A 22448-nucleotide genomic window follows, 5' to 3' on the forward strand; every position below is an offset into this window, starting at 1 on the left:
CACGTTAATTAATTTTTGTGTTTATCAAGCAAGTTAGCAAGTACATAGGTTTTGTACTTTTCTACTTTGCGGCCTTCGTGGTTGCGAACTCCTCGTTTCTTAAGTTCCTCAACATACCAACCTTTGCTTCCTACGTGCATACTCAAACACCCTTTCGTCATTTTTTTAGGATGAACAGAATGAGGTTCATTGTCTGCTCGAATGGAGACATCTTGTCTTTCCAATACGTGCCTCATTGTAACATCTTTTATTTTATGATGAAAGGGAAAAAGGTTAAAAAAACGGGAATGGTTTCAAATGAATTTTAGTTTACTCATTCTTCGTTTTTTTGAGATAGAAGGAGGAGGTTTAATTCATCTTTATTTTGAATTAGATCTTCTAGCGTATATTGATCTAACACCTTAATGAAAGCTTGCATGGCTTCATGTAAAACATTTTTTAACTTACAGACGGGGCTAATAACGCAGAAGTTTCCTTCACGATCAAAACATTCAACGATATGAAAATCTTCTTCTGTTTGAAGTACCACTTTTCCGATATTAATGTCTTTTGGAAGCTGAGCTAAACGAATACCGCCGTTTCGTCCTCGGATCGTTTCAATTAAGCCAAGTTTTCCAAGCTCGTGAATGATTTTCATAAGATGGTTTTTTGAAATATTATACGCTTCAGCAATTTCTTTTATATTGCTTAGTTTATTATTATCGCGAACGCCTAAATATAATAAAACTCGCAGTGAGTAATCTGTATATTGTGTGAGCCTCATCTTTTTACCTCTTCTCTTATCAGCAGCTGATATATCTATAATAGCATGTCTATATCTAAGAAATACAGAAAGAATGCTCTCATTTTTGACAGGGTGAATTTGTGAACATTTCTTTAAATATGTATATAAAATATATCTTTTTAAGTAGGGTATGAGTATTATAAAGATGCATTAAAAATATATCTTTTAAAAATGAATCTTTCGGAGGCGAAAGTTATGAAACAAACAACTATTTCTATTGTAAAAAGTACAGTCCCTGTTTTAGAACAGCATGGTCAAGCAATTACAACTCGTTTTTATGAGATGCTTTTTGAACAGTATCCTTCTTTAAAAAATGTATTCAACCAAACAAATCAAAAAACAGGCCGTCAGCAAATGGCGTTAGCTAATACAGTTTATGCCGCTGCGCAGTACATCGATCGGCTTGAAACGCTGCTTCCCGTTGTAAAGCAAATCGCTCATAAACACCGCAGTATTGGCGTAAAAGCAGAGCACTATCCAATTGTCGGAGAGTTCTTATTAAAAGCAATTAAAGATGTTTTAAAAGAAGCTGCGACCGATGAGATTATGGAAGCTTGGAAAGAAGCATACGGTGCCATTGCGGACGTGTTCATAAGTGTGGAGCAAGAATTATATGAAGAAGCCGAAGAAAAAGGATGGAAAGATTATAAAAAACTAATGGTTCATAAAAAAGTAATAGAAGCAGAAGACGTGTACTCGTTTTATTTAGTATCACCTGATCAAAAAGCGCTGCCTGCTTTTCTGCCAGGTCAGTATGTCAGTGTACGAATTCCTGGTCAAGAGTATTTATCCATTCGTCAGTACAGCTTATCTGGCTATCCAAACCAACCATACTATAAAATTACGGTGAAAAAAGAAAAGCAAATGGAAGACGGGGTCGTGTCAACTTATTTACATGACCAATTGAAAGAAGGAGACTTGCTTGAAGTCAGCGTTCCAGCAGGAGATTTTGTCTTAAAAGAAAATAGTAAATCAGTATTTATCAGCGGAGGTGTAGGAATTACTCCAATGATGTCAATGCTTCATCAAGCACTGGAAAACAATCAAGAAGTAAGATTTATTCACAGTGCTAAAAATGAGCAGTTTCATGCAATGAAACAAGAGCTTCAATTGTTGTCAGAGACATATAAGTTTGAACAACACGTTTTTTATAGTCAAGCGCAAACAGACCAGCATGAGGAACATATAACGTATGGTCGCTTAACTAAAAAAGAGCTAGCTAAATATGCCGGCGATAAACATGCATATTATTATGTTTGTGGATCTTCTTCATTTACGCAAATGGTGTTAGAAGGCCTAGCTGAAATGGGTATTTCCCAAGAAAATATCATGTATGAATCGTTTGGCCCGAAAATGAGTATGACTCCTTCCGCATAAATGTATGGAAAAAGGGTAAAAAGCTAACAGTAGACAATACTGTTAGCTTTTTTTATGAAAGGGAGTTTAAAGATGACAAATAAGCAGTATGACATGGTGGGAATAGGAATAGGACCTTTTAATTTAGGCTTAGCGGCCCTTGCTGAGCCTATTGATGAAATTGATGCCGTCTTCTTTGATAAAGAAGAGAAATTTGAATGGCATCCGGGCATGTTAATTGACGGCACGGACTTGCAGATTCCGTTTCTAGCAGACTTAGTTACATTTGCGGATCCAACAAGCCCCTATTCTTTTCTAAATTATATTCATAAGCAAAAACGCTTGTATCCGTTCTTTTTCTTTAATCGTTTTGATATTCCGCGTCAAGAATACAACGAGTACGCAAAATGGGTAGCGGAGCAGCTATCTTCCTGCCACTTTTCTTCAAAAGTTGTGGACGTGATACCGAAAAATGAAGAAGAGTATTATGAAGTAAAGGTAGAAACACCTGAGGGAATTCAAACGGTAAATGCTAAACACGTTGTAATGGGAACAGGAAGCATTCCACTTGTACCTCCGGCTTTTGAAGAAAAGCTTAATGAGCATATTTTACACAGCAGCGGCTATTTACATAAAAAAGAAGAGATTCAAAAAGGAAAGCATGTAACGATCGTTGGTTCAGGGCAAAGTGCTGCAGAGATTTTTCTTGATTTACTAGAAGAACAGACTGAACATCATTACCACCTTACATGGTTTACAAGATCTTCTAATTTTTTTCAGCTTGATCAATCCAAGCTTGCTCAAGAGTTATTTTCGCCAGACTATGTAGATTACTTTCATTCGCTGCCTTTTGAGGAACGTACAAGCACGGTAGAAGATTTAAATCCTTTACGTCACGGAATTGAATCTTCTACCTTAACAAAAATCTATGATTTACTTTATCATCGTTCACTTAAAGGAAAAGTACCCGTTACGATTCAAGCTTCGACTGAAGTAAGTGATATTCATAAAAAAGGGAATGGATATGAGCTGGAGTGCAAACAATTAAAGGCTGAACGCTCTTTTCAATACGAAGCGGATCGTTTGATATTGTCCACGGGCTATAAGCCAAAAATTTCGCCGTTCATCGAACGAATAAAAGATGATATCGAATGGGAAGATGACAAGCGTTTTAAAGTCACAAAAGATTACCGGCTTGTCTTTAAACAACCTCGTAACCACCACTTTTTTACGTTAACCAATATTGAACATTCACATGGATCTGGTGCAACAAATCTTGGTTTATCCGTTCAGCGCAATCAGCGTATTCTGAACGTGATGGCAGGGAGAGACGTGTACCCAGTTCCAGAAGAGACGACGTTCCAGATATTTAATTTGTTTTAAATTTCTTCTTTATAAAAATCTTCAATGTGGTTTTTGATTATTGTAGAAAAGTTTTTTACCCATAAACTATGTTTAAAAGAATAGTGTACGGGTATTTTATTTATAGAAAATTAGTACACAAATCAATTAAGGAGTTGCTTAGAATGAGTAAGAAAATTGCAGTATTAGTAACAGATTTATTTGAAGATGTGGAATATACAGATCCAGCCAAAGCCTTTGAAGAAGAAGGCCATACGCTAACAAAAATCGATGTTAAAACAGGTGAAGTAACAGGTAAACAAGGCGAAACAACATTAACAATTGATAAAGCAATTGCGGATGTAAAACCAGAAGATTTTGACGCATTGTTTTTACCGGGAGGTTTCTCACCAGATATCTTACGTGCGGACGATCAAGTCGTAGCTTTCACAAAATCATTTATGGATGAAGGCAAACCGGTTATGGCTATCTGTCACGGACCACAGCTGCTAATCAATGCTGAAACGTTAAAAGGACGTGACGTAACTGGTTTCAAATCAATTGCTATTGATTTGAAAAATGCAGGTGCAAACTTCCATGATAAAGAAGTGGTGGTATGCGGTAATCAACTAGTTACAAGCCGTACACCAGACGATATGGAAGCATTCGTACGTGAATCAGTAAATGTCTTAAAATAAGTAAATAATATTAGTAAAACTTTCTGTAAAAGGCGATAACAGGGTGGTTTACCACTCTGCTGTCGCCTTTTTTGTATGTAACGATTTTGACGAGGAATTTACAGTTATATTACTGCATTGGATGAAACGGTTTCTAAAAGGATATGAAAACCTTTTACTATCAATAGATAGAAGCCACGTAACACAATCGAAATACTTTTTACATAAATGAAAGTATAATTTTGGTAGCTTAAAAGACGTTGCGAGTTTCATAGTTTTCATGCAACAATGAGGGTGCATCACGAGATTGGCTTGCTACAAGCTTAGATGCGTTGCGGTTTTACAAAAAAACTTTATTATCACATAGGAGGATTTCAAACATGAAGAAAAGGTTTCGTATTGCCACTGTCGCAGGTGCCGTATCATTAGGATTACTAACAGCAGGACAAGCAAATGCAGCAGCTCCTGATTGCAACACTCCAAAACAAATCACTATTAAAGATGCTCAAGCAGCACAAAATATAAATGTAGATGAGCTATTAAAGAAATTTAACGCTCAAGGACAATCTGCTCAAGCAGCAGCTCCACAACAAGAAACACAAGCACCAGAGCAAGCTGAAGCAGCTCCACAGGAACAAGCACAAGCACCAGAGAAAAGTGAAGAAGCAAAAGCTCCAGAGCAAACACAGCAAAACACAAAAGCTCAACAATCAGAAAATACTGATAAAGCAGAACAAACAAAAGATGCTAGTCAATTCGAACAAAAGGTCGTAGATTTAGTGAACCAAGAGCGTGAAAAACAAGGTTTAAAACCTCTAACACTTAACAAAAAATTAAGTGACGTTGCACGCACTAAATCAAAAGATATGATGGACAAAGGGTACTTTGACCACAATTCACCAACATATGGTTCACCATTTGATATGATGAAACAATTCGGCATTGAATATACAACTGCAGGTGAAAACATTGCAAAAGGTCAGCAATCTCCTGAAGATGTAATGAATGCTTGGATGAATAGTGACGGTCACCGCAAAAACATTCTAAACCCTGATTTCACTGAAATTGGTGTTGGATACGTAAAAGGTGATACTACGTACTGGACTCAACAATTTATCGGTAAGTAATACAAAAAGAGCAGGATATACCTGCTCTTTTTTGCGTTTTTAGCTGTCCAATTTGGGTATAGTAAAGTAAGAACACGTAAAGGAGTGCCTTAAATTGGGACGTATATTAAAAAAAATTCTAGTCGCTGTTTTTCCTATCCTTTTAAAAGAAGGATATCGTCATTATAAAAATCGTAAAACTCGAACTGCGCCGTCTAAAGGATATAAATAAAAAGGACTCGAAAGAGTCCTTTTTATTTTATGCTTGAACGGTGATATGCTTAAATTCTTTTATGTTAAATAATCCTTTATCGGTTAATTTTAGACATGGGATAACAGGCAAGCTTAAGAAAGATAATGTCAGCAGCGGGTTGAATTTCTGTGAAATATCAAGCTCATGAAGAGCCCCGTGAAGCTGCTTAAGTAAGCTGTTTACTTCATTGTAAGGGTGAGGTGACATTAATCCTCCAATGGAAAGAGGGAGGGAGCCAATCACTTCATTGCCTTTTACAATAACAATACCTCCGCCGATTTCTTCAATTGCCGCAATTGCTTTTGCTAAATCTTCATCATTTGTTCCTACGGCTACGATATTATGTGAATCATGAGCAATCGTGGTAGCAATCGCTCCGTCTTTTAACTGAAAACCTTTTACAATCCCAAGACCAATATTCCCTGTTAGATGATGACGCTCAACAACAGCCATTTTCAGCTGATCGTTTTCTACAGAAGACTGAAATTCGTTTTGCTTCACTTGAACTTCTTCTACAATATGATTTGTAATCAGGCTGTTTGGATTAATTTCAATAATATTAGCGTGATTGTGCTGAAGTGGTATCGTAAGGTTTTTAATGGAAAAATTTTTGAGATGAACAGAATTCATTAGTTCTGTTGGAAGATCAATTTGTTCTTCTTGAACAGAAAGCATCTCTCCATTTTCAGCAATAAGCTCTCCGTTTTGATAGACATGTGCTGCAGATATATCGGTTAAGTCGTCTAATAGAATAAAATCCGCTTTGTAACCAGGAGCAACCGCACCTCTATCTTTTAACCCGTAGCATTCAGCGGCATTTAACGAAGCCATTTGAATCGCAATTAACGGATCCAGCCCGAGTTCAATAGCAAAACGAACATTGTAATCAATAGAACCTTCCGTTAATAAATCATCTAGGTGTTTGTCATCGGTACAGAATAAAAATCTGCGCGCGTTGCGTTCATTTACAGCAGGTAATAGTTGTTTCAAATCTTTAGCGACAGAACCTTGGCGGATCAGAACATACATCCCGCGCTGAATACGCTCAATTGCTTCTTCTGCTGTTACGCATTCATGATCTGTTGAAATGTCAGCGGTACGATAAATATTAACGCCCGTAGCATCTAGCCCCGAACCGTGCCCATCAATTACGCCGTTTGCATCGTTAGCTGCTTGTAATTTATCGAGCATATCGTCATCGCCATCTCGCACAGCAGGGAAATCCATCACTTCTGCTAATCCAAGCACGCGAGGGTGAGAGAAAAATGGCGCTAAGTCAGTTGCTTTTAAGACGGCTCCAGAGCTTTCAAAAGGAGTTGCTGGCACGCTTGAAGGTAAGTTCACAAATACGTCTAAAGGAATGGAATCCGAGTTTTGAAGCATAAACTCAATGCCAGATTTCCCTGACACATTCGCAATTTCATGAGGGTCCGTTACGACAGTTGTCACGCCTCTAGGTACAAGAAGTTTTGAGAACTCTTTAGGTGTAACCATTGATGATTCAATGTGAACGTGTCCATCAATGAATGTAGGAGAAATGTATTTTCCTTTTGCATCCACGACGTTATTCCCATCGTATTGACCTATTCCAACAATCACTCCATCAGCAATCGCAATATCGGCTTCAATGATGGAAAGCGTAAAGACATCGATAATTTTCCCGTTTTTCACTACAAGATCTGCAGGTATTTTTTTATTGGCAACAGCAAGCTGTTTTTTTAAGGTTGTTTTTGTATTTGACATGAATGTGACTCCTCTCATTGTATAACTGAATAACAATGAAGGACTATGTAAGGGAGAACATAAAGAAGAATAAAAATGCAGTATGAATGATGTTCAACCCTCGTAGTCCAACTATTTACGGTAGTTCGGTAGAAACTCTTGGACCCTATTTCCAAGACTATACGAGCTTTAGGTATTTCGGTACATTCTATAGACAAATAATAAAAACGTCAATTCCTAATAAAAAAGAAAGATTTTTGGGAATATTTCATCTATGTGTATGTAAACGATTTAACTCTTATTTGCTCGCTAAAAGGCGCAGCATTCATGTATAGAAAAAAATGTAGAAAAAACCGTCAATGGCTATTAGTCATTGACGGAGTTGTCATTAAGCTTGTTTACGCAGTGTACCTAATTCTTCCGCGATCGCTTGCATTTCACTTGGGCTAAAAGAATCTTTTCTCATTACCATATCGTATAAGTACTTTAAGTCTTCATACATTTCTTCGTCAAAAGCTTCAGCTTTAATTGCTCCGATATTTAGCATGCGCAGTTTTTCACTAATGCTATCGACCATATGTTTAATATTCTCTGGAGATTTTACTGATAAATCCACTTTGTTCATCCTTCCAGTTGCGTTTTTTTTTATTGTAACATGTTTTTATCGTGTGAACACTTTTATGTCAGGTTCTTATCCACAGAAGAGTGAAAACGATATAAATAAAAGAAAACTATTTTTTAGTTTAAAAATGATTGTATATAATGTTTGTAATAAGGGAAAGGAGTCGAGACTATGATTAACGTATTATTCGTTTGTTTGGGAAATATTTGTCGTTCACCCATGGCAGAAGCGGTCTTTAAAGATATGGTGAAGAAAAAAGGGCTAGAAGGACAAATTTACGTAGATTCTGCAGGCACAGGAGGCTGGCACAAAGGCAATCCTCCTCATGAAGGAACGCAATCTATTTTAACGAAAAACAACATTAATTTTAAAGGGCAAACAGCAAGACAAGTGATTCAAGAGGATGTAGCTAAATTCCATTATATTATTGGAATGGATGTCGAAAATGTAGGAAACCTGAGAAGGATGGCTGGACATACTAAAACAGGTTATATTGCAAGGCTTTTGGATTTTGTGCCCGATTTACATATTGAAGATGTGCCTGATCCTTATTTCACGAGAAATTTTGACGAAGTATATGACTTAGTTCAAGAAGGATGCAAGGCTCTTTTAGAAGAAATTATAGAGAAGCATTTTTCGGAATAAGCGATACTTAAAAAATAAAAAACGGAGGAGAAACGACAAATGGGTAAACGAAATAAGCTAGTAGAAGGTATTGTCATTGGAGCAATTATAGGAGGAGCTGTTTCTTTATTTGATAAAGAAACAAGAAGATCCGTCATTCAAGGAAGTAAAAAACTGAAAGACAAAACAACAACTCTTATTCAGCACCCTGAACTTGTAACGGATACTGTCAAAGAGAAATATGAAACCATCCGTACGACCATCGAGCAAGTTTCTGAAGATGTATCATTTGTAGCAGGAAAAGTAGAAAAGTTAAAAGAAACAACACCTCAGGTGATGGAAATTGTAAACGATACAAAAGAAGCATTTGTGGAGAAGTATGGTGATGAACAAAAATAAATAAGGAGGCACATATGGCTGGAATGTACATAAATAACATCGTAAGGTTTGGCAAAGAACTGATGGGCCGCATTCATCGAGATGAGCTGCCCAGTTTATCAGCTGAATTGGCTTATTATCTGCTGCTCTCGCTATTTCCTTTTTTAATTTTCTTAATTACGCTGATTGGATTTTTGCCATTAGAATCAACAGACCTGCTTGACCTGGTCGAAAATGTAGCGCCACAGCAAACGCTGCACATGATTGAAAGCAACGTTTCCCATATCATTGGTTCTCATAATGAAAAGCTATTATCCTTTGGTATCATTGCCACGATGTGGTCTGCTTCAAATGGAATTAATGCGATCGTAAGAGCATTTAACCGAGCATATCACGTACAAGAAAATCGGCCTTTTTTAGTGGCGAGAGGTATGGCAGTTCTCCTTACTTTTGCGATGATATTTGTTATTATTGTAGCGCTTTTACTTCCTGTTTTCGGTCATATGATAGGCCTTTATTTATCGTCTACGTTTGGGTTTTCAGAAACTTTTCTCGCTTTATGGTCTGCTTCCCGCTGGATTATCAGCGGCCTCATTTTATTTACTGTTTTTACGGGGTTATATTACTTTGCTCCTAATAAAAAACTGCTGATTCGAAATGTTGTAAAAGGAGCGGCTTTTGCTACGATCGGATGGACAGTGGTATCGATGCTGTTTGCATATTACGTAAATCATTTCAATAACTATACAGCTACATATGGAAGCTTGGGCGGAATTATTATCCTGCTTATTTGGCTGTACCTATCGGGGATGATTATCGTTATTGGAGGAGAAATTAACGCTATTTTCTACGACCGTCGAGTCAAATCTTCATAGTCATAAATTGGGATGAAATCATTCGCAAGATATGAGCATACTAACAAAGTGAAAGGGAGGTTTTACATCATGACAAAGCATACAAAAAAAGACGGAAGCAATACAAAGCAAAATAAAAAGAGCCAGCCAAAGCATAAAACAAGCAACAGCCAAAATGGACAAAACGGTTACCATTAAGGCATTGATTTCCATAATAAAAAGCCTAACAAATACGTTAGGCTTTTTTGCGTTAAGATTTTAGCAAGCGAAGGCCGTTTAAGATAACTAAAATGGTGCTTCCTTCGTGACCTATAACACCAAATGGCATATCAAGCACTTGGAAAAAATTCGAACAAATTAATAAAAAGATGACGGCAATAGAAAAAATAACGTTTTGTTTCACAATTGAGTTCATTCGTCTGGAAAGAGCTACTGCATCCGAAATTTTTGATAGATCATTTTTCATTAAAACGATATCGGCTGTTTCAAGTGCCACATCCGTTCCTTCTCCCATGGCTACTCCAACGTTAGCAGTAGCAAGAGCAGGGGCATCGTTAATGCCATCTCCCACCATTGAAACGGTAGGGAATTTTTCTTTTAACGCTTTAATTTTATCTACTTTCGCTTCAGGCAAACATTCTGCAATGTATTCATCGACTGCACACTCTTTTGAAATAGCTTCGGCTGTTTTTTCGCTGTCTCCTGTAATCATGACGGTATGAATGCCCTGCTCTTTAAGAGATTTAACAGCGTCTACAGCTTCTGTTCGTACAACGTCTTTTAGCGCAAGCAATCCCACAATACCATGCTGGTCTTTTGCGTACACAATCGTTTTTCCTTCACTGGCAAGCGTAGATGAAATCCCATTTTCAAATTCAGCTGCATCTTCTTTACCTACAAAATCTGCTTTTCCTATTTTCCACGTATCTCCTTGAAGAGACCCAATGACACCGTATCCGGGAACGTCTTCAAGCGAATCTGGCTGAACAAGCGTCAATTCCTGCTTATTTTTCACAAAGTCAACAATAGATTGAGCAAGCGGATGATTGGACTGACGTTCAATTGATGCGATTTTAACAAGAAATTCCTGTTCGTTTATATCAGAACGGACAATGACATTTGTTACTTCTGGCTTTCCTTTTGTTAACGTTCCTGTTTTATCAAAAGCAATTGCGCTTAAATGGCTTAACCTTTCCAAATGCACGCCGCCTTTGAACAAAATTCCTTTTTTTGCTCCGTTTGAAATAGCAGATAGCGAAGCAGGGGTGATAGATGCAACCAGAGCGCAAGGAGACGCTACAACTAAGAGAATCATTGCACGGTAAAATGTCTCGGTCCAGCTCCATCCAAGCACATAGTGTGGGAGAAATAGCATAACTGCCACAACCGATAGAACAATTTTTACGTATGTGCCTTCAAATCGTTCAATAAACAATTGAGAAGGCGACTTTTCACTTTGAGCCGTTTGAACAAGTTGAATGATCTTTTGAAACAGCGTCTCAGCACTTGGCTTTGTCATTTTAATGGTAATGGCGCCTTTCACATTCACCGTGCCCGCGAATACTTCATCATCGAGCTGTTTTAGTACAGGAACAGATTCCCCTGTAATAGCAGCCTGATCAATCGTTGTTTGACCTGAGACAACAATACCATCGGATGGCACTCGTTCACCCGGCTTAACTAACAGCAAGTCACCGATTTGTAAATCCGAAATGGATACAATTTCTTCTTGATCTCCAATCAGACGCGTTGCTTCTTGCGGCTGTAAATTCATCAAGGCGCTAATTTCTCGGTTGCTTTTATTCATGGTGTACGTTTCTAATGCACCGCTTAATGCAAAAATGAAAATAAGCATAGCACCTTCTGTCCAGTAGCCAATTACAGCCGCTCCAATGGCTGCAATAATCATTAACATTTCGACATTCAATTCTTTATTTTCAATCGTTTCTTCAATGCCTTCTTTTGCTTTAGCAAATCCGCCTATCACGTAAGCTAATACAAAGAGCGTAATAGATACAACAGTATCCTGCTGTTTTGACAGCAGCCAGCCGGCTAAAATCAGCACTCCGCTCAACAGTGCAGCAATGAGTTCACCATGTGTTTTTAATACGTTGACAGCAGAAGATGTTTGAGGCGTTTGTTCTTGTTTTTTAGGTAACGCATTTTCCATACAAATCCTCCTTGAACGATAATTGAGAAGAATAATCACAATCATTACCCCTAAAAAAACACGAAAGCTGCCATCTCAGCGATAGCAGCACATTTTTTCAGTTCTTCTCTTTTAAATTGGGATATTTAGTATAGTATAGCACGGAACAAGCAAGGAGGTAACGACTAACGCCTAAAAAATAAAAACAGAATGCAGCTGGACGTCTGCATTCTGTAAAAAACGTACTACATATCTAAATGCTCTTCATAATATTTATAAGCGGAAGTGTAAATGTGCTCGATATCGGCATCCGTCATGTACATTAAGGTTTCACGGTCAATCCCCTTCATTGTTTCAATAAATGTAATCATGTTTTTGCGTTCTTGTCTGCTCATTTATTATTCTCCTCTCCATCTGTTTTAATACAGTTTATTATATTTAATTGTATTATATAACAGAAAAAGTATTTTGTGTGGATTTTTTTTAAAAATAGGCAAAAAAATTTAGAAAGACGTAAATAATTGACTATATAGAAAAAGGTGTTTTATAATTTATATATGAACATATGCTCATATACTTGCATATAATGAACGGAGAGATGGTATGAAAAAAGATGAACATTCGTTTTTATCGCCTCAAACAGTAGAAGAAGCGTCAAGAATACTAAAAGCTATTTCAGATCCTACGAGAATGAAAATTCTTTATTTGCTATTTCAAGAAGAGTGTTCAGTCGGTCATATGGTTGAAGTGCTTGGTGTTTCACAATCAGCTATTTCACATCAGTTAACTCACTTGCGTCATTTACGTTTAGTAAAATATCGCCGTGAAGGCAATACGTATTTCTATACGTACGATGATGAACACGTGGTTGGAATATTGCATCAAGTAATTCAGCACGTAGAATGCGCACATAATGAATAAAAGGAGGGGCTTTGCATGAGTCATGATCATCACCACCATCATGGTCACCATCACCATTTTGATACACAGCGTGAAGGCAACAAAAAAGGTCTGTTAATTGCACTCATTATCACCGCGGGTATTATGGTTCTTGAGTTTGTTGGAGGGCTTTTTACAAATAGTTTAGCGTTATTATCCGATAGCGGACACATGCTTTCTGATACAAGCTCACTTGCTCTTAGCCTTGTAGCGATATGGTTTGCTAACCGAGCTGCATCGGCTAAAAAAACGTACGGTTACTATCGTTTTGAAATATTAGCGGCTCTTTTTAACGGAGTGGCACTGTTTGTAATAGCAGGATTTATCATCTATGAAGCCTATCAGCGCGTATTAGAGCCGCAGTCTGTAGCAAGCGGCAGCATGATGCTGATTGCTACTGTTGGTTTACTCGCTAATTTAATCAGCGCATGGTCACTTATGAGACAAGGCGATGTAAAAGGAAATGTAAATTTACGCAGCGCTTACTTACACGTATTGGGAGATGCTTTAGGATCTATTGGAGCTATTGTAGCAGGACTTCTTATGATGATGTTTGGATGGTATATTGCTGATCCTATTATTTCTGTAGTTGTGTCTGTATTAATTTTAAAAAGCGCTTGGGGCGTGCTTGCTCATAGCGTTCATATTTTGATGGAAGGCTCTCCTGAAGGGGTAGATCACAGTGAAATAAAAAACCTTCTTAAAAACATTGAAGGAGTCAAAGATGTGCATGATTTACACATTTGGACGATTACTTCAGGACTGGACTCATTGAGCTGTCATATGCGCGTAGAAGATGAAAAAGATTGTCAGCAAATTTTGCAAAAAGCCATCGATTTAGTACATGATCACTGCGGCATTGAGCATACCACGATACAAATTGAAAAATCAGCTCTTCAGCATCGAACGCTAAAAGTTTAAAGAACGAGCGAGAACCTATAGGTTCTCGCTCGTTTTTTGTTGCATAGGCATCTTTTGTCCGAATACAAAAAGAATAATAAAAATAAAGCCAAACATCCCGCTAATAATATTAAAAAAGCTGATATGGTGAAAGAACTGAATAAAAGTACCGCCTATGTAAGGGCCGGCAAGGCTTCCGATACTAAAAGCAATGCCGCATAGTAAATTACCTGTAGGCAGTAGACGAGCAGGAATCAAATCCGTCATATAGCTGATTCCTAAACTAAACGTCGAGCCTACAACCATGCCAGCTATAAATAAACAAGCTACTAATGGAATAGCGGTCTCTTCCAAGAGGCTTGCTGTAAAAAACGTAACGGCTCCAATGGATAAAATCCATCCTAATACTAATTTCCGTCCAAATTTATCGCTCAGTATTCCGAGAGGAAGCTGAAATACAATAGCTCCAACTGCAAAGGAAGTCAGCAGCAGTGAAATAAACTCTACTTGCAAACCAATTCGTAAGCCATATACAGGAAAGCTTCCGTTCAGTGATGATTCTAAAAATCCATATCCAAAAGGAGGCAAAAAAGCAATCCAAGCATACTTAGCCGCCTTAGAAAATCGCTTAGCCGTTTCTTTTAATGAATTAACCTCCACTTCCTGTAGGGGAAATTCATTTTTTATCAAAAATAAAAACACCCATGTTATGAGGCAAAGAGCTGAAGAAATCATAAAAGGAAGCGCTTGATTAATTTTAATTAACGGCGTCATTAAAGGGCCAACAGCAAAACCAATACCGAAAAAAAGCCCGTACAATGAAATGTTTCGACCTCGTTTATCAGCAGGTGAAGACGATGTAATCCACGTTTGAGTACCAAAGTGCAGCGCGTGATCTCCTATTCCAATAAATAAACGGAGCACAAACCAAAAAACAACAGATTTCCACAGGGGAAACAAAGCTAAAGATACAATAACTAAAAGTCCCCCTGCTGCGATAATTGGTTTATATCCGTATCTGCGAAGCGGCCCTTCCATGAAAGGAGAAATAAATAAAATACCTAGATACAATCCAGTTGCGTTTAATCCGTTTATAGTAGAAGAAAGACCATCTTTCTCAAAAATAATAGCAATTAAAGGAAGCAGCATACCTTGGCTGAATCCAGAAATGGCGACAAGGCTAACTAAAATCCAGAAACGTTGTTTATGAGTAGCACTCATAGCATTCAACCTCTTTTTATCTATATTTTGTCAATCCAACTGTTTAATCGTACAAGGAAAACGCTTTATTGACAAGGATGTAGACGTGCTGTGCTGTTAATTTGACATCTTTTTATAAGGAAAGTAGAATAAAACATGTAAATAGTTACATGTTTTTATTTACAAGTAAAAGGTGATCGCTAGAATACAAACAGTGCTTAGGAAAATAGCGACATTCACAATCAATGTCGGTACAACAAGTGTCATTGGTCATACAGGAAGTGCAAAATATAAACGCTTACACAACTGCGTTTTTCTAGGCATTGCTGTGAGACACTTAGATCGCGTTGTGTCAGACATATACGAAGTGTTATAAATCAAAGGAGCGATATAAAAATGGAAAAATTTATTGGAAATCATATGATTTACACATACGAAAACGGATGGGAATATGAAATTTATATCAAAAACGAAAATACAATCGATTACCGTATTCATAGCGGAATGGTGGCAGGACGATGGGTTCGCGACCAGAAAGTAGATGTTGTGAAATTAACAGAAGGTGTATATAAAGTATCGTGGACTGAACCGACTGGAACAGATGTATCTTTGAACTTTATGCCTGATGAAAAACGGATGCACGGCATTATTTTCTTCCCAAAATGGGTACATGAACATCCTGAAATTACCGTGTGCTATCAAAATGACCATCTTGATTTAATGCATGAATCCCGTGAAAAATACGAAACATATCCTAAATACGTTGTACCCGAATTTGCTGACATTACATTTATCAAAAATGTCGGAGCGAACAATGAGGAAGTTATCGCTCAAGCGCCTTACGAAGGAATGACAAATGATATTCGCGCCGGAAAATTAATTTAACACAGAGTCATAAAAAAGACTGAGACAAAAGTATTATAGCTGAAGGAAGATCCGAACGATGAATCGAGATTCTTGATGGAGAATCAAATTCGTTCGGATCTTTTTATGGTGACGGTGTAACAAGTATCCGTATTGAGAATAGTTGGTTATATAAAAAGCGGTTTATAATGAAGTAAAGGAGTGAAGGAAATGGAATTTAACATGAAAAAAGAGGCGGGATTTACAACAAATCTTCCTTATGGAGAGCTACATATCGCCGGAGATGAAGAGTATGGCTTTCGTCCGTATCAGCTAATGGTATCGTCCATTGCTGTTTGCAGCGGAGGCGTGTTAAGAAAGATTCTAGAGAAAAAAAGAATTGCTTTTTCTGATTTACGCATCCAAGCTGGTGTGACGCGGAATGATGAAAAAGCGGGGCGAATCGAAAAAATTCATTTGCACTATATCATTACAGGAGAAGAGGTTCCATTAGACAAAATTGAAAAATCAATTGAGCTAGCACGAAAAAATTGTTCGATGCTACAGTCGGTTATTGACAGTATTGAAGTGACAGAAACCTTCGAAATTAAATGAGGTTGGGACAAAAGTATTTTAGCTGAAGAAGATCCGAACGATGAATCAAACTCGTTCGGATTTTTTATGGTGTTATTACAAGCGGTGCAGCGCTTTGCACCCATTTGTTCGTCTTTAGATGAATGGACTTAGCTACGCCTCAATCTCATATTTCCTTCGGTTTGCTGCCGGCTTTATCAAAATAGCGCATGCGTTCAGGAGTCAGCTGAAGAAGCAAATAATTTGGGTCATCTGGACTTTTAATCCACTCTTTTAACTTTTCATTCCAAAATTTCTTTTTTAACTCTTCGTTTGTTTCTACATTTACTTTGGCTTCTACCTCTACATACGGATCACTCCAACCTTGCCCATCATAGCCTAACAAAATATGAACATAAGGGTTTTTTTCTAGTTCTTCGACTTTATGGGTATCTTTATTGGTGGCGGTGTAGAGCACAAGATCTTCATGAAAAAACATCATAAAGCGTGAATAAGGATTTCCATCTTGAATTGTAGCTAATGTTCCAATTGTATAGTCATCCAGTACGGATAAAATTTGATTTTTCACATCATTATTGCTCATTTTTTCACTCCTTATTATATCTTTTCACCCTTGGTAGTTTGGCTGATTTTTAACTATCTTAAACAAAAATCAATTAAGGGTTTATCATTTATAAAAATAGGTTAAAAATACTAACATTGACGGTGAGTCTATACAAATTCCATTAATTTGATATGATTGATTTTGTTGTCAAAAAATGAATAAGGTGGGTGTACATATCGATGATCAATCGGATTTTTCTTATAGCGGTTATTCTTGGGGTGCCGCTATCTGTTATTGGGCACATGATGCACTGGTCAGATGTTCTTATGTTTATTATTTACTGTTTAACAATCATTGCCCTCGCAGCTTTTATGGGGAGAGCAACAGAGAGCTTAGCTGTTGTAGCTGGTCCTCGAATAGGCGGTCTATTAAACGCTACGTTTGGTAACGCTGTAGAATTAATTATTTCTATTTTTGCTCTAAAAGAAGGCCTTACAGCGGTGGTGCTTGCATCGTTAACGGGTTCTGTATTAGGAAATCTTCTTCTTGTAGGCGGTCTTTCATTCTTCATTGGAGGATTAAAATTTAAGCGTCAAGAGTTTAATGTCTATGATGCAAGACATAATTCTGGATTATTGATCTTTGCCGTTATCGTTGCGTTTGTTATTCCTGAAGTGTTTGCTAGCGAAATGGACGAAGCGAAGACCATGTCCCTGAGTGTCGGAATCTCCATTATTCTCATCATCTTGTACTTAGCGGCGTTATTTTTTAAGCTGGTAACGCACCGAGGGGTGTATCAGCATAAAAGTGAAGAAGTGGAAGAACATGAGGAGCCAGAATGGTCAATGTGGAAAGCGATTACTGTTCTCTTTTTGTCTACGTTAGCTGTAGCTTACGTATCCGAAAGCTTGGTTAGTACAATCGAAATTGTATCGGAAAGTTTTGGGTGGAGTGAGCTGTTCATCGGGGTCATCATCGTAGCGATTGTTGGAAACGCAGCAGAACACGCTTCGGCTATTATTATGGCCGTTAAAAACCGCATGGGTGTAGCTGTTGAAATTGCTGTGGGATCCACTTTACAAGTAGCGATGTTTGTAGCACCAATATTAGTATTAGTTTCGCTGATGTTCGAAAACCAAATGTCTCTTGTCTTTACTTGGCCTGAGTTGATTGCGATGGTAACGGCCGTATTTTTAACTATTGCTATTTCTAATGACGGAGATACAAACTGGTTCGAAGGTGCAACTCTTTTAGGTGCTTATATTATTATGGGAATTGGTTTTTATCTTATTTAAAAAAGAAGAGGCTGAGACAAACATGTTTTAGTTGAAGGAAGAATCCGAACGATTAATCGTTCGGATTCTTTTTGTGTAAGTGAATAGAAGAATTTCCCTTTTGGTATTCAGGATAAAACAGGAGATGTTTGAAAAAACTATGGTTGCATTCATTAACGATGTTGAAAGGAGTTTCTAGATGTTACGTAAATTGCTTTTATTTGTGTTTACCATCATTATTTCATTTTCATGTTCAACGAAGATCGCCATTGCGAAAACAGCTCAGCCGACCATCAACGTGCCTTCTTCAGCTTTAAATATTTCAAAAGAAAATACGTATCCAAATGCTAGTCAAGATACGCCATATTTGCAGCCAAGTGAGTTTACAAAAGAGCTCATTGAAACATCAAATGTAAAAATTGAAAACCCTGATTTAATTCGTATATTAAATGAATCAAACATTTCTAAAACTCCATGGGCAATTGGTTTTAGAGCAACCGTCTTTTTAGGACAGTGGCCATTAAATTACGAATCAACAGAAACAAACGTTAACTGGCAACACCAGCGAATCAATACAAATCATTATGATAACAGAGCAGGAAAAACTCAGTACAAAATGATGTACAGTCAGGAAAATCAAAGTCATGTAAAAGGCGGATTAACAGCAAAAGTGCCTCAGCCTGATCATGTTAAACAAATGATGCTAATTGAAGCAGCTAAAAAAACAAAGCTCACTTTATCATTTCAAACGTTTGTAGGTGCCGGAACGAAAAAAGACCAGGTCTATAACGTAGCTCCTAAAAAAGTAGGTTATCTGTATGCGTATACGCCTGCTGTAAGTGAAAAGGGGAAAGTAACATATGGAGAAGTGTATGTTACAGTAAAAGGCAGCAAGCGCTCAATTGTGGTGAGAAATGTAACATCTCAAGGAATTGGAGCATGGATTCCAGTACAAGATTATGTTTCCTTAAGCTTTGGAGCTTATGACCAGCCGAGATAACAAAAAAGAGATTCCATCGTGGGAATCTCTTTTTTGTTATTTTGTAATGCTCGCTTGGAGTTTGCTAAAATCAGTTTCTTGATAATAGCTGTTTTTCACCAAAATATTAGGTCCTAAACAAGACACTGCTGAACAATGACAGCTAAGTTCTTTAGAAATCGTGCTTTGCTGCCACATATCAAAAGCGTCTGTAAGCTTTGTATCTTGAATGTTGCCAAGAGGAGGCGTATCACCAAAATCCGTTACGATAATATCTCCGTCGAAAATATTTACATTTAGGCGAGAGCGCCCGTCTGGATCGTTTCGAACGGTTACATTTTTACTGCTAAACAAGCGCTGTAAAAGCGATAAGTCTTCCTCATTATTACTGCATGCATAAAACGGTAACGTACCGAATAGCATCCACACATTTTCATCTCGAATATCAAGAAGGTGATGAATAGCTTTGCGCATTTCAGGAAGAGATAATGTTTCTAGAGTGCTAGCAAAGTCACTTGGATACATAGGGTGTACTTCGTGACGCTGACAAAGCATTTCATCAACAATTTGACGATGAATCTTTTCCATGTGAGGAAGCGTACGTTTGTTTAACATCGTTTCAGCTGATACGGTTACACCCGCTTTTACAAGCGCGCGGCTGTTTTCAATCATACGATCGAAATATTTGGCGCGCTGCTCATAAGTAGGCTTTCGCTCCATCATTGCAAAGCCAGCTTCCACAAAATCGTCCATCGTTCCCCAGTTGTGAGAAATATGTAAAACATCTAAATAAGGAATGATTTGTTCGTAACGAGCAAGATCTAATGTTAAATTTGAATTAATCTGTGTACGGACACCTCGTTCATGTGCATACTTTAATAAAGGCACCACATAATTTTTCACAGAAGATAGAGACATCATCGGCTCTCCGCCCGTAATGCTTAACGCTCGAAGAGTTGGGATTTCATCGAGACGTTTTAAAATTAAATCAAGCGGCAGTGCGTTTGGGTCTTTTGGCTGCAGCGTATATCCAACTGCACAGTGCTCACATCGCATATTACAAAGCGTCGTTGTGGTGAATTCAACGTTTGTAAGCGTCGGTTTGCCATATTGTTTCATATCTAAATACGCTTCCCACGGATCGAACTCCGGGGTAATTCGTTGTAAAGTGGCCATAAAAAAACTCCTTTTATTTTTCCGTAAAGTGAAATGATGATGAAAACATCTCACGGTCCGTCCTGCTAGACTAAATTATACGTCTCATTCAAAACGGACACCAGTGACTATTATGGATTTTATTGCTTTTAGTTGTCAAATATGAAAGTATTCGTTAGGATATAAGGAAATACGAATGAAAAGCTATATCAGGAGGGTTTAAAATGGGAAACGCCGTTCGAGATAAAGATTCACAAGTACGTTATTTAAAAGATCGTTTAAATATGTTTGTACACGTATTAGACTCTATGGAGCCTGAAAACACAGACCTAGAAGACATTGACCGTTTGATTACGATGATTGATGACCTCGAAGCAAAATGTGAGCAGTTTAAAAAAGATAAAGAATGAACAAAGAAAAAAGCGCTAGAAAAACTAGCGCTTTTTTGCTTGAAGTGGAAATCCTCCTATAAAGGTCTTTCGAAACAATTTTTGAAGGAGTATAATAAATTTTGAAAGTTGTACGACAGATAGATAAATACATACATTAGCGGGATATGGGAGGAATTAAGAGATGATTGAAGCTTTAAAACAAAGCATGTACGATTTAATTGTTGAAACATCTACAAAATTGCCAAAAGACGTTCGACGTGCTATCGCAAAGGCAAAAGCGCGTGAAAATGCAGGAACGCGTGCAGCAATGTCTTTAGCGACCATTACCAATAATATTAAGATGGCAGATGATAATTTATCGCCAATTTGTCAAGATACAGGTATGCCAACATTTAAAATTAAAACCCCCGTAGGAGTGAATCAGCTTCAAATTAAAGAAGCGATTTATTGGGCAATTGAAGAAGCAACAAAGCACGGAAAGCTTCGCCCTAACTCCGTAGATTCGTTAACGGGAGAAAACAGCGGTAATAATTTAGGCGGAGGCACGCCGGTTATTAAGTTTGAACAGTGGGAAAATGACTATATTGATGCGCGTCTTATTTTAAAAGGCGGCGGCTGTGAAAATAAAAACATTCAGTATAGCCTGCCTTGTGAAGTAGAAGGGTTAGGTCGAGCTGGCCGTGATTTAGACGGCATTCGTAAATGTGTGATGCACTCAGTATACCAAGCGCAAGGTCAAGGCTGTAGCGCCGGCGTCATTGGTGTTGGAATCGGTGGCGACCGTACAACAGGCTATGAATTAGCAAAAGAGCAGCTGTTCCGAAACTTAGATGACGAAAATCCAAATGCTCAGCTGAAAGAATTAGAAGAGTATGTAATGGAAAATGCTAATAAGTTAGGAATCGGTACGATGGGTTTTGGTGGAGAAACGACATTACTTGGCTGTAAAGTCGGCGTAATCAATCGTATTCCTGCTAGCTTCTATGTGTCAGTTGCGTATAATTGCTGGGCTTACCGCCGCTTAGGTATTAAAATCAACGCCGATACAGGAAGTGTTCAAGAGTGGCTGTATCAAGAAGGCGAAGAAGTAGATTTTAATAAAAATGCAGGCGCCGAAGAGAAGCAAAATGCGGATGAAACAAAAGAAGTTGTATTACAAGCACCTATTACAGAAGAGCAAATTCGTGAATTAAAAGTTGGTGACGTGGTGCGCATCAACGGTATGATGTATACAGGACGCGACGCTATCCATAAACATTTAACAGATCACGATGCACCAATTGATTTAAATGGACAAATCATTTATCACTGTGGTCCGGTTATGTTAAAGGACGAAGACGAAAAATGGCACGTAACCGCTGCAGGACCAACAACAAGTATCCGTGAAGAACCTTACCAAGGGGATATTATGAAGAAATTTGGTATCCGCGCGGTTATCGGTAAAGGCGGTATGGGTCCTAAAACGCTTGCTGCTCTTCAAGAGCACGGCGGCGTGTACTTAAATGCTATCGGCGGAGCTGCACAGTACTATGCTGATTGTATCAAGAGCGTAGAAGGCGTTGATTTGATGCAGTTTGGTATTCCTGAAGCAATGTGGCATTTAAAAGTAGAAGGCTTTACAGCTGTAGTGACGATGGATTCACATGGAAACAGCTTGCATGCAGATGTAGACAAGTCTTCATTTGAAAAGCTTGAGCAATTTAAAGAGCCGGTATTTAAATAAACATACATTCAAAGCGTATGGTAAAAAGTAACGTTCATG

General features: G+C 37.9%; 24 protein-coding genes and 1 riboswitch. Of the genes, 15 read left to right on the forward strand and 9 right to left on the reverse strand.

Annotated elements, in window-relative coordinates; genetic code table 11:
• Window positions 1-8: 8 nt before the first annotated feature.
• Complete coding sequence (locus tag AC0C45_RS24530) at window positions 9-140, reverse strand: YflJ family protein (RefSeq protein ID WP_016762840.1); 132 nt, start codon at window positions 138-140, stop codon at window positions 9-11.
• Between the two features lie 173 nt (window positions 141-313).
• Window positions 314-763, reverse strand: coding sequence for an RrF2 family transcriptional regulator (locus AC0C45_RS24535; RefSeq protein ID WP_047931889.1), 450 nt, complete (start codon window positions 761-763; stop codon window positions 314-316).
• A 216-nt stretch (window positions 764-979) separates the two neighbouring features.
• On the opposite strand from AC0C45_RS24535, the gene hmpA reads away from it, so the two are divergent.
• The 4 genes from hmpA (at window position 980) to AC0C45_RS24555 (ending at window position 5285) form a co-directional block, all read left to right on the forward strand.
• Window positions 980-2161 carry an NO-inducible flavohemoprotein gene (gene hmpA, locus AC0C45_RS24540; protein WP_415761198.1) on the forward strand — a complete coding sequence of 394 codons (1182 nt, stop codon included), beginning with the start codon at window positions 980-982 and terminating at the stop codon, window positions 2159-2161.
• 72 nt (window positions 2162-2233) lie between these two features.
• Window positions 2234-3523, forward strand: a complete 1290-nt coding sequence (locus tag AC0C45_RS24545; RefSeq protein ID WP_257064101.1) for a lysine N(6)-hydroxylase/L-ornithine N(5)-oxygenase family protein — start codon at window positions 2234-2236, stop codon at window positions 3521-3523.
• A 143-nt stretch (window positions 3524-3666) separates the two neighbouring features.
• On the forward strand, window positions 3667-4179 hold the full coding sequence (locus tag AC0C45_RS24550; protein WP_013081517.1) for a type 1 glutamine amidotransferase domain-containing protein: 513 nt from the start codon (window positions 3667-3669) through the stop codon (window positions 4177-4179).
• Between the two features lie 359 nt (window positions 4180-4538).
• Window positions 4539-5285 carry a CAP domain-containing protein gene (locus tag AC0C45_RS24555; protein ID WP_034654774.1) on the forward strand — a complete coding sequence of 249 codons (747 nt, stop codon included), beginning with the start codon at window positions 4539-4541 and terminating at the stop codon, window positions 5283-5285.
• 238 nt (window positions 5286-5523) lie between these two features.
• Here AC0C45_RS24555 and ade read toward each other — a convergent pair whose 3' ends face one another.
• A complete protein-coding gene (gene ade, locus AC0C45_RS24560; RefSeq protein ID WP_237893348.1) occupies window positions 5524-7260 on the reverse strand; it encodes an adenine deaminase in 1737 nt (578 codons plus the stop codon).
• An 83-nt stretch (window positions 7261-7343) separates the two neighbouring features.
• Window positions 7344-7445, reverse strand: a riboswitch (purine riboswitch).
• Between the two features lie 182 nt (window positions 7446-7627).
• Complete coding sequence (locus tag AC0C45_RS24565) at window positions 7628-7855, reverse strand: DUF1128 domain-containing protein (RefSeq protein ID WP_013055127.1); 228 nt, start codon at window positions 7853-7855, stop codon at window positions 7628-7630.
• 177 nt (window positions 7856-8032) lie between these two features.
• Between AC0C45_RS24565 and AC0C45_RS24570 the strand changes: the two genes are divergently transcribed.
• From AC0C45_RS24570 to AC0C45_RS24580, 3 genes are read left to right on the forward strand one after another with little or no spacing between them, the layout of a single operon-like run.
• Window positions 8033-8506 carry a low molecular weight protein-tyrosine-phosphatase gene (locus AC0C45_RS24570; RefSeq protein ID WP_472928930.1) on the forward strand — a complete coding sequence of 158 codons (474 nt, stop codon included), beginning with the start codon at window positions 8033-8035 and terminating at the stop codon, window positions 8504-8506.
• A 39-nt stretch (window positions 8507-8545) separates the two neighbouring features.
• Window positions 8546-8884 carry a hypothetical protein gene (locus tag AC0C45_RS24575; protein WP_047931894.1) on the forward strand — a complete coding sequence of 113 codons (339 nt, stop codon included), beginning with the start codon at window positions 8546-8548 and terminating at the stop codon, window positions 8882-8884.
• 14 nt (window positions 8885-8898) lie between these two features.
• Window positions 8899-9738 carry a YihY/virulence factor BrkB family protein gene (locus tag AC0C45_RS24580; RefSeq protein ID WP_016762848.1) on the forward strand — a complete coding sequence of 280 codons (840 nt, stop codon included), beginning with the start codon at window positions 8899-8901 and terminating at the stop codon, window positions 9736-9738.
• A 229-nt stretch (window positions 9739-9967) separates the two neighbouring features.
• On the opposite strand, the gene AC0C45_RS24585 is transcribed toward AC0C45_RS24580, so the two are convergent.
• Both AC0C45_RS24585 and AC0C45_RS24590 read right to left on the reverse strand, forming a co-directional pair.
• Window positions 9968-11887, reverse strand: a complete 1920-nt coding sequence (locus AC0C45_RS24585) for a heavy metal translocating P-type ATPase (RefSeq protein ID WP_095380375.1) — start codon at window positions 11885-11887, stop codon at window positions 9968-9970.
• 224 nt (window positions 11888-12111) lie between these two features.
• Window positions 12112-12261, reverse strand: coding sequence for a BH0509 family protein (locus tag AC0C45_RS24590; protein ID WP_013055132.1), 150 nt, complete (start codon window positions 12259-12261; stop codon window positions 12112-12114).
• A gap of 208 nt (window positions 12262-12469) precedes the next feature.
• Here AC0C45_RS24590 and AC0C45_RS24595 point away from each other — a divergent pair, with 208 nt between their 5' ends.
• Window positions 12470-12787 carry an ArsR/SmtB family transcription factor gene (locus AC0C45_RS24595; protein WP_013081523.1) on the forward strand — a complete coding sequence of 106 codons (318 nt, stop codon included), beginning with the start codon at window positions 12470-12472 and terminating at the stop codon, window positions 12785-12787.
• Between the two features lie 15 nt (window positions 12788-12802).
• Window positions 12803-13726: a cation diffusion facilitator family transporter gene (locus AC0C45_RS24600; protein WP_013081524.1), complete on the forward strand. Its 924-nt coding sequence runs from the start codon at window positions 12803-12805 to the stop codon at window positions 13724-13726.
• 15 nt (window positions 13727-13741) lie between these two features.
• On the opposite strand, the gene AC0C45_RS24605 is transcribed toward AC0C45_RS24600, so the two are convergent.
• Window positions 13742-14926 carry an MFS transporter gene (locus AC0C45_RS24605; protein ID WP_472928931.1) on the reverse strand — a complete coding sequence of 395 codons (1185 nt, stop codon included), beginning with the start codon at window positions 14924-14926 and terminating at the stop codon, window positions 13742-13744.
• 375 nt (window positions 14927-15301) lie between these two features.
• Between AC0C45_RS24605 and AC0C45_RS24610 the strand changes: the two genes are divergently transcribed.
• Together AC0C45_RS24610 and AC0C45_RS24615 are read left to right on the forward strand one after the other, a co-directional pair.
• Window positions 15302-15790 (forward strand): phenolic acid decarboxylase, encoded by a 489-nt coding sequence (locus tag AC0C45_RS24610; protein ID WP_016762853.1) that lies wholly within the window; start codon window positions 15302-15304, stop codon window positions 15788-15790.
• Between the two features lie 189 nt (window positions 15791-15979).
• Window positions 15980-16363 (forward strand): OsmC family protein, encoded by a 384-nt coding sequence (locus AC0C45_RS24615; protein WP_472928932.1) that lies wholly within the window; start codon window positions 15980-15982, stop codon window positions 16361-16363.
• A 145-nt stretch (window positions 16364-16508) separates the two neighbouring features.
• Here AC0C45_RS24615 and AC0C45_RS24620 read toward each other — a convergent pair whose 3' ends face one another.
• Window positions 16509-16925 (reverse strand): pyridoxamine 5'-phosphate oxidase family protein, encoded by a 417-nt coding sequence (locus AC0C45_RS24620; protein ID WP_016762855.1) that lies wholly within the window; start codon window positions 16923-16925, stop codon window positions 16509-16511.
• Between the two features lie 200 nt (window positions 16926-17125).
• On the opposite strand from AC0C45_RS24620, the gene cax reads away from it, so the two are divergent.
• Complete coding sequence (cax, locus tag AC0C45_RS24625; RefSeq protein WP_016762856.1) at window positions 17126-18181, forward strand: calcium/proton exchanger; 1056 nt, start codon at window positions 17126-17128, stop codon at window positions 18179-18181.
• A 178-nt stretch (window positions 18182-18359) separates the two neighbouring features.
• Window positions 18360-19160 carry a YfkD famly protein gene (locus AC0C45_RS24630; RefSeq protein ID WP_013081530.1) on the forward strand — a complete coding sequence of 267 codons (801 nt, stop codon included), beginning with the start codon at window positions 18360-18362 and terminating at the stop codon, window positions 19158-19160.
• Between the two features lie 36 nt (window positions 19161-19196).
• On the opposite strand, the gene yfkAB is transcribed toward AC0C45_RS24630, so the two are convergent.
• Window positions 19197-20315 (reverse strand): radical SAM/CxCxxxxC motif protein YfkAB, encoded by a 1119-nt coding sequence (gene yfkAB, locus AC0C45_RS24635; protein ID WP_047931898.1) that lies wholly within the window; start codon window positions 20313-20315, stop codon window positions 19197-19199.
• A gap of 203 nt (window positions 20316-20518) precedes the next feature.
• On the opposite strand from yfkAB, the gene AC0C45_RS24640 reads away from it, so the two are divergent.
• Window positions 20519-20704, forward strand: a complete 186-nt coding sequence (locus AC0C45_RS24640; RefSeq protein ID WP_013081532.1) for an SE1561 family protein — start codon at window positions 20519-20521, stop codon at window positions 20702-20704.
• A 163-nt stretch (window positions 20705-20867) separates the two neighbouring features.
• A complete protein-coding gene (locus AC0C45_RS24645; protein ID WP_016762857.1) occupies window positions 20868-22409 on the forward strand; it encodes a fumarate hydratase in 1542 nt (513 codons plus the stop codon).
• Window positions 22410-22448 lie beyond the last annotated feature (39 nt).

It is taken from the genome of Priestia sp. VA7 (assembly GCF_055710015.1).

Bases quoted from the DNA above. Each gene is read 5' to 3' on its own strand.
- AC0C45_RS24530 (WP_016762840.1), bottom strand. From the start codon at position 140: ATGCACGTAGGAAGCAAAGGTTGGTATGTTGAGGAACTTAAGAAACGA.
- AC0C45_RS24535 (WP_047931889.1), bottom strand. From the start codon at position 763: ATGAGGCTCACACAATATACAGATTACTCACTGCGAGTTTTATTATAT.
- hmpA (WP_415761198.1), top strand. From the start codon at position 980: ATGAAACAAACAACTATTTCTATTGTAAAAAGTACAGTCCCTGTTTTA.
- AC0C45_RS24545 (WP_257064101.1), top strand. From the start codon at position 2,234: ATGACAAATAAGCAGTATGACATGGTGGGAATAGGAATAGGACCTTTT.
- AC0C45_RS24550 (WP_013081517.1), top strand. From the start codon at position 3,667: ATGAGTAAGAAAATTGCAGTATTAGTAACAGATTTATTTGAAGATGTG.
- AC0C45_RS24555 (WP_034654774.1), top strand. From the start codon at position 4,539: ATGAAGAAAAGGTTTCGTATTGCCACTGTCGCAGGTGCCGTATCATTA.
- ade (WP_237893348.1), bottom strand. From the start codon at position 7,260: ATGTCAAATACAAAAACAACCTTAAAAAAACAGCTTGCTGTTGCCAAT.
- AC0C45_RS24570 (WP_472928930.1), top strand. From the start codon at position 8,033: ATGATTAACGTATTATTCGTTTGTTTGGGAAATATTTGTCGTTCACCC.
- AC0C45_RS24575 (WP_047931894.1), top strand. From the start codon at position 8,546: ATGGGTAAACGAAATAAGCTAGTAGAAGGTATTGTCATTGGAGCAATT.
- AC0C45_RS24580 (WP_016762848.1), top strand. From the start codon at position 8,899: ATGGCTGGAATGTACATAAATAACATCGTAAGGTTTGGCAAAGAACTG.
- AC0C45_RS24585 (WP_095380375.1), bottom strand. From the start codon at position 11,887: ATGGAAAATGCGTTACCTAAAAAACAAGAACAAACGCCTCAAACATCT.
- AC0C45_RS24590 (WP_013055132.1), bottom strand. From the start codon at position 12,261: ATGAGCAGACAAGAACGCAAAAACATGATTACATTTATTGAAACAATG.
- AC0C45_RS24595 (WP_013081523.1), top strand. From the start codon at position 12,470: ATGAAAAAAGATGAACATTCGTTTTTATCGCCTCAAACAGTAGAAGAA.
- AC0C45_RS24600 (WP_013081524.1), top strand. From the start codon at position 12,803: ATGAGTCATGATCATCACCACCATCATGGTCACCATCACCATTTTGAT.
- AC0C45_RS24605 (WP_472928931.1), bottom strand. From the start codon at position 14,926: ATGAGTGCTACTCATAAACAACGTTTCTGGATTTTAGTTAGCCTTGTC.
- AC0C45_RS24610 (WP_016762853.1), top strand. From the start codon at position 15,302: ATGGAAAAATTTATTGGAAATCATATGATTTACACATACGAAAACGGA.
- AC0C45_RS24615 (WP_472928932.1), top strand. From the start codon at position 15,980: ATGGAATTTAACATGAAAAAAGAGGCGGGATTTACAACAAATCTTCCT.
- AC0C45_RS24620 (WP_016762855.1), bottom strand. From the start codon at position 16,925: ATGAGCAATAATGATGTGAAAAATCAAATTTTATCCGTACTGGATGAC.
- cax (WP_016762856.1), top strand. From the start codon at position 17,126: ATGATCAATCGGATTTTTCTTATAGCGGTTATTCTTGGGGTGCCGCTA.
- AC0C45_RS24630 (WP_013081530.1), top strand. From the start codon at position 18,360: ATGTTACGTAAATTGCTTTTATTTGTGTTTACCATCATTATTTCATTT.
- yfkAB (WP_047931898.1), bottom strand. From the start codon at position 20,315: ATGGCCACTTTACAACGAATTACCCCGGAGTTCGATCCGTGGGAAGCG.
- AC0C45_RS24640 (WP_013081532.1), top strand. From the start codon at position 20,519: ATGGGAAACGCCGTTCGAGATAAAGATTCACAAGTACGTTATTTAAAA.
- AC0C45_RS24645 (WP_016762857.1), top strand. From the start codon at position 20,868: ATGATTGAAGCTTTAAAACAAAGCATGTACGATTTAATTGTTGAAACA.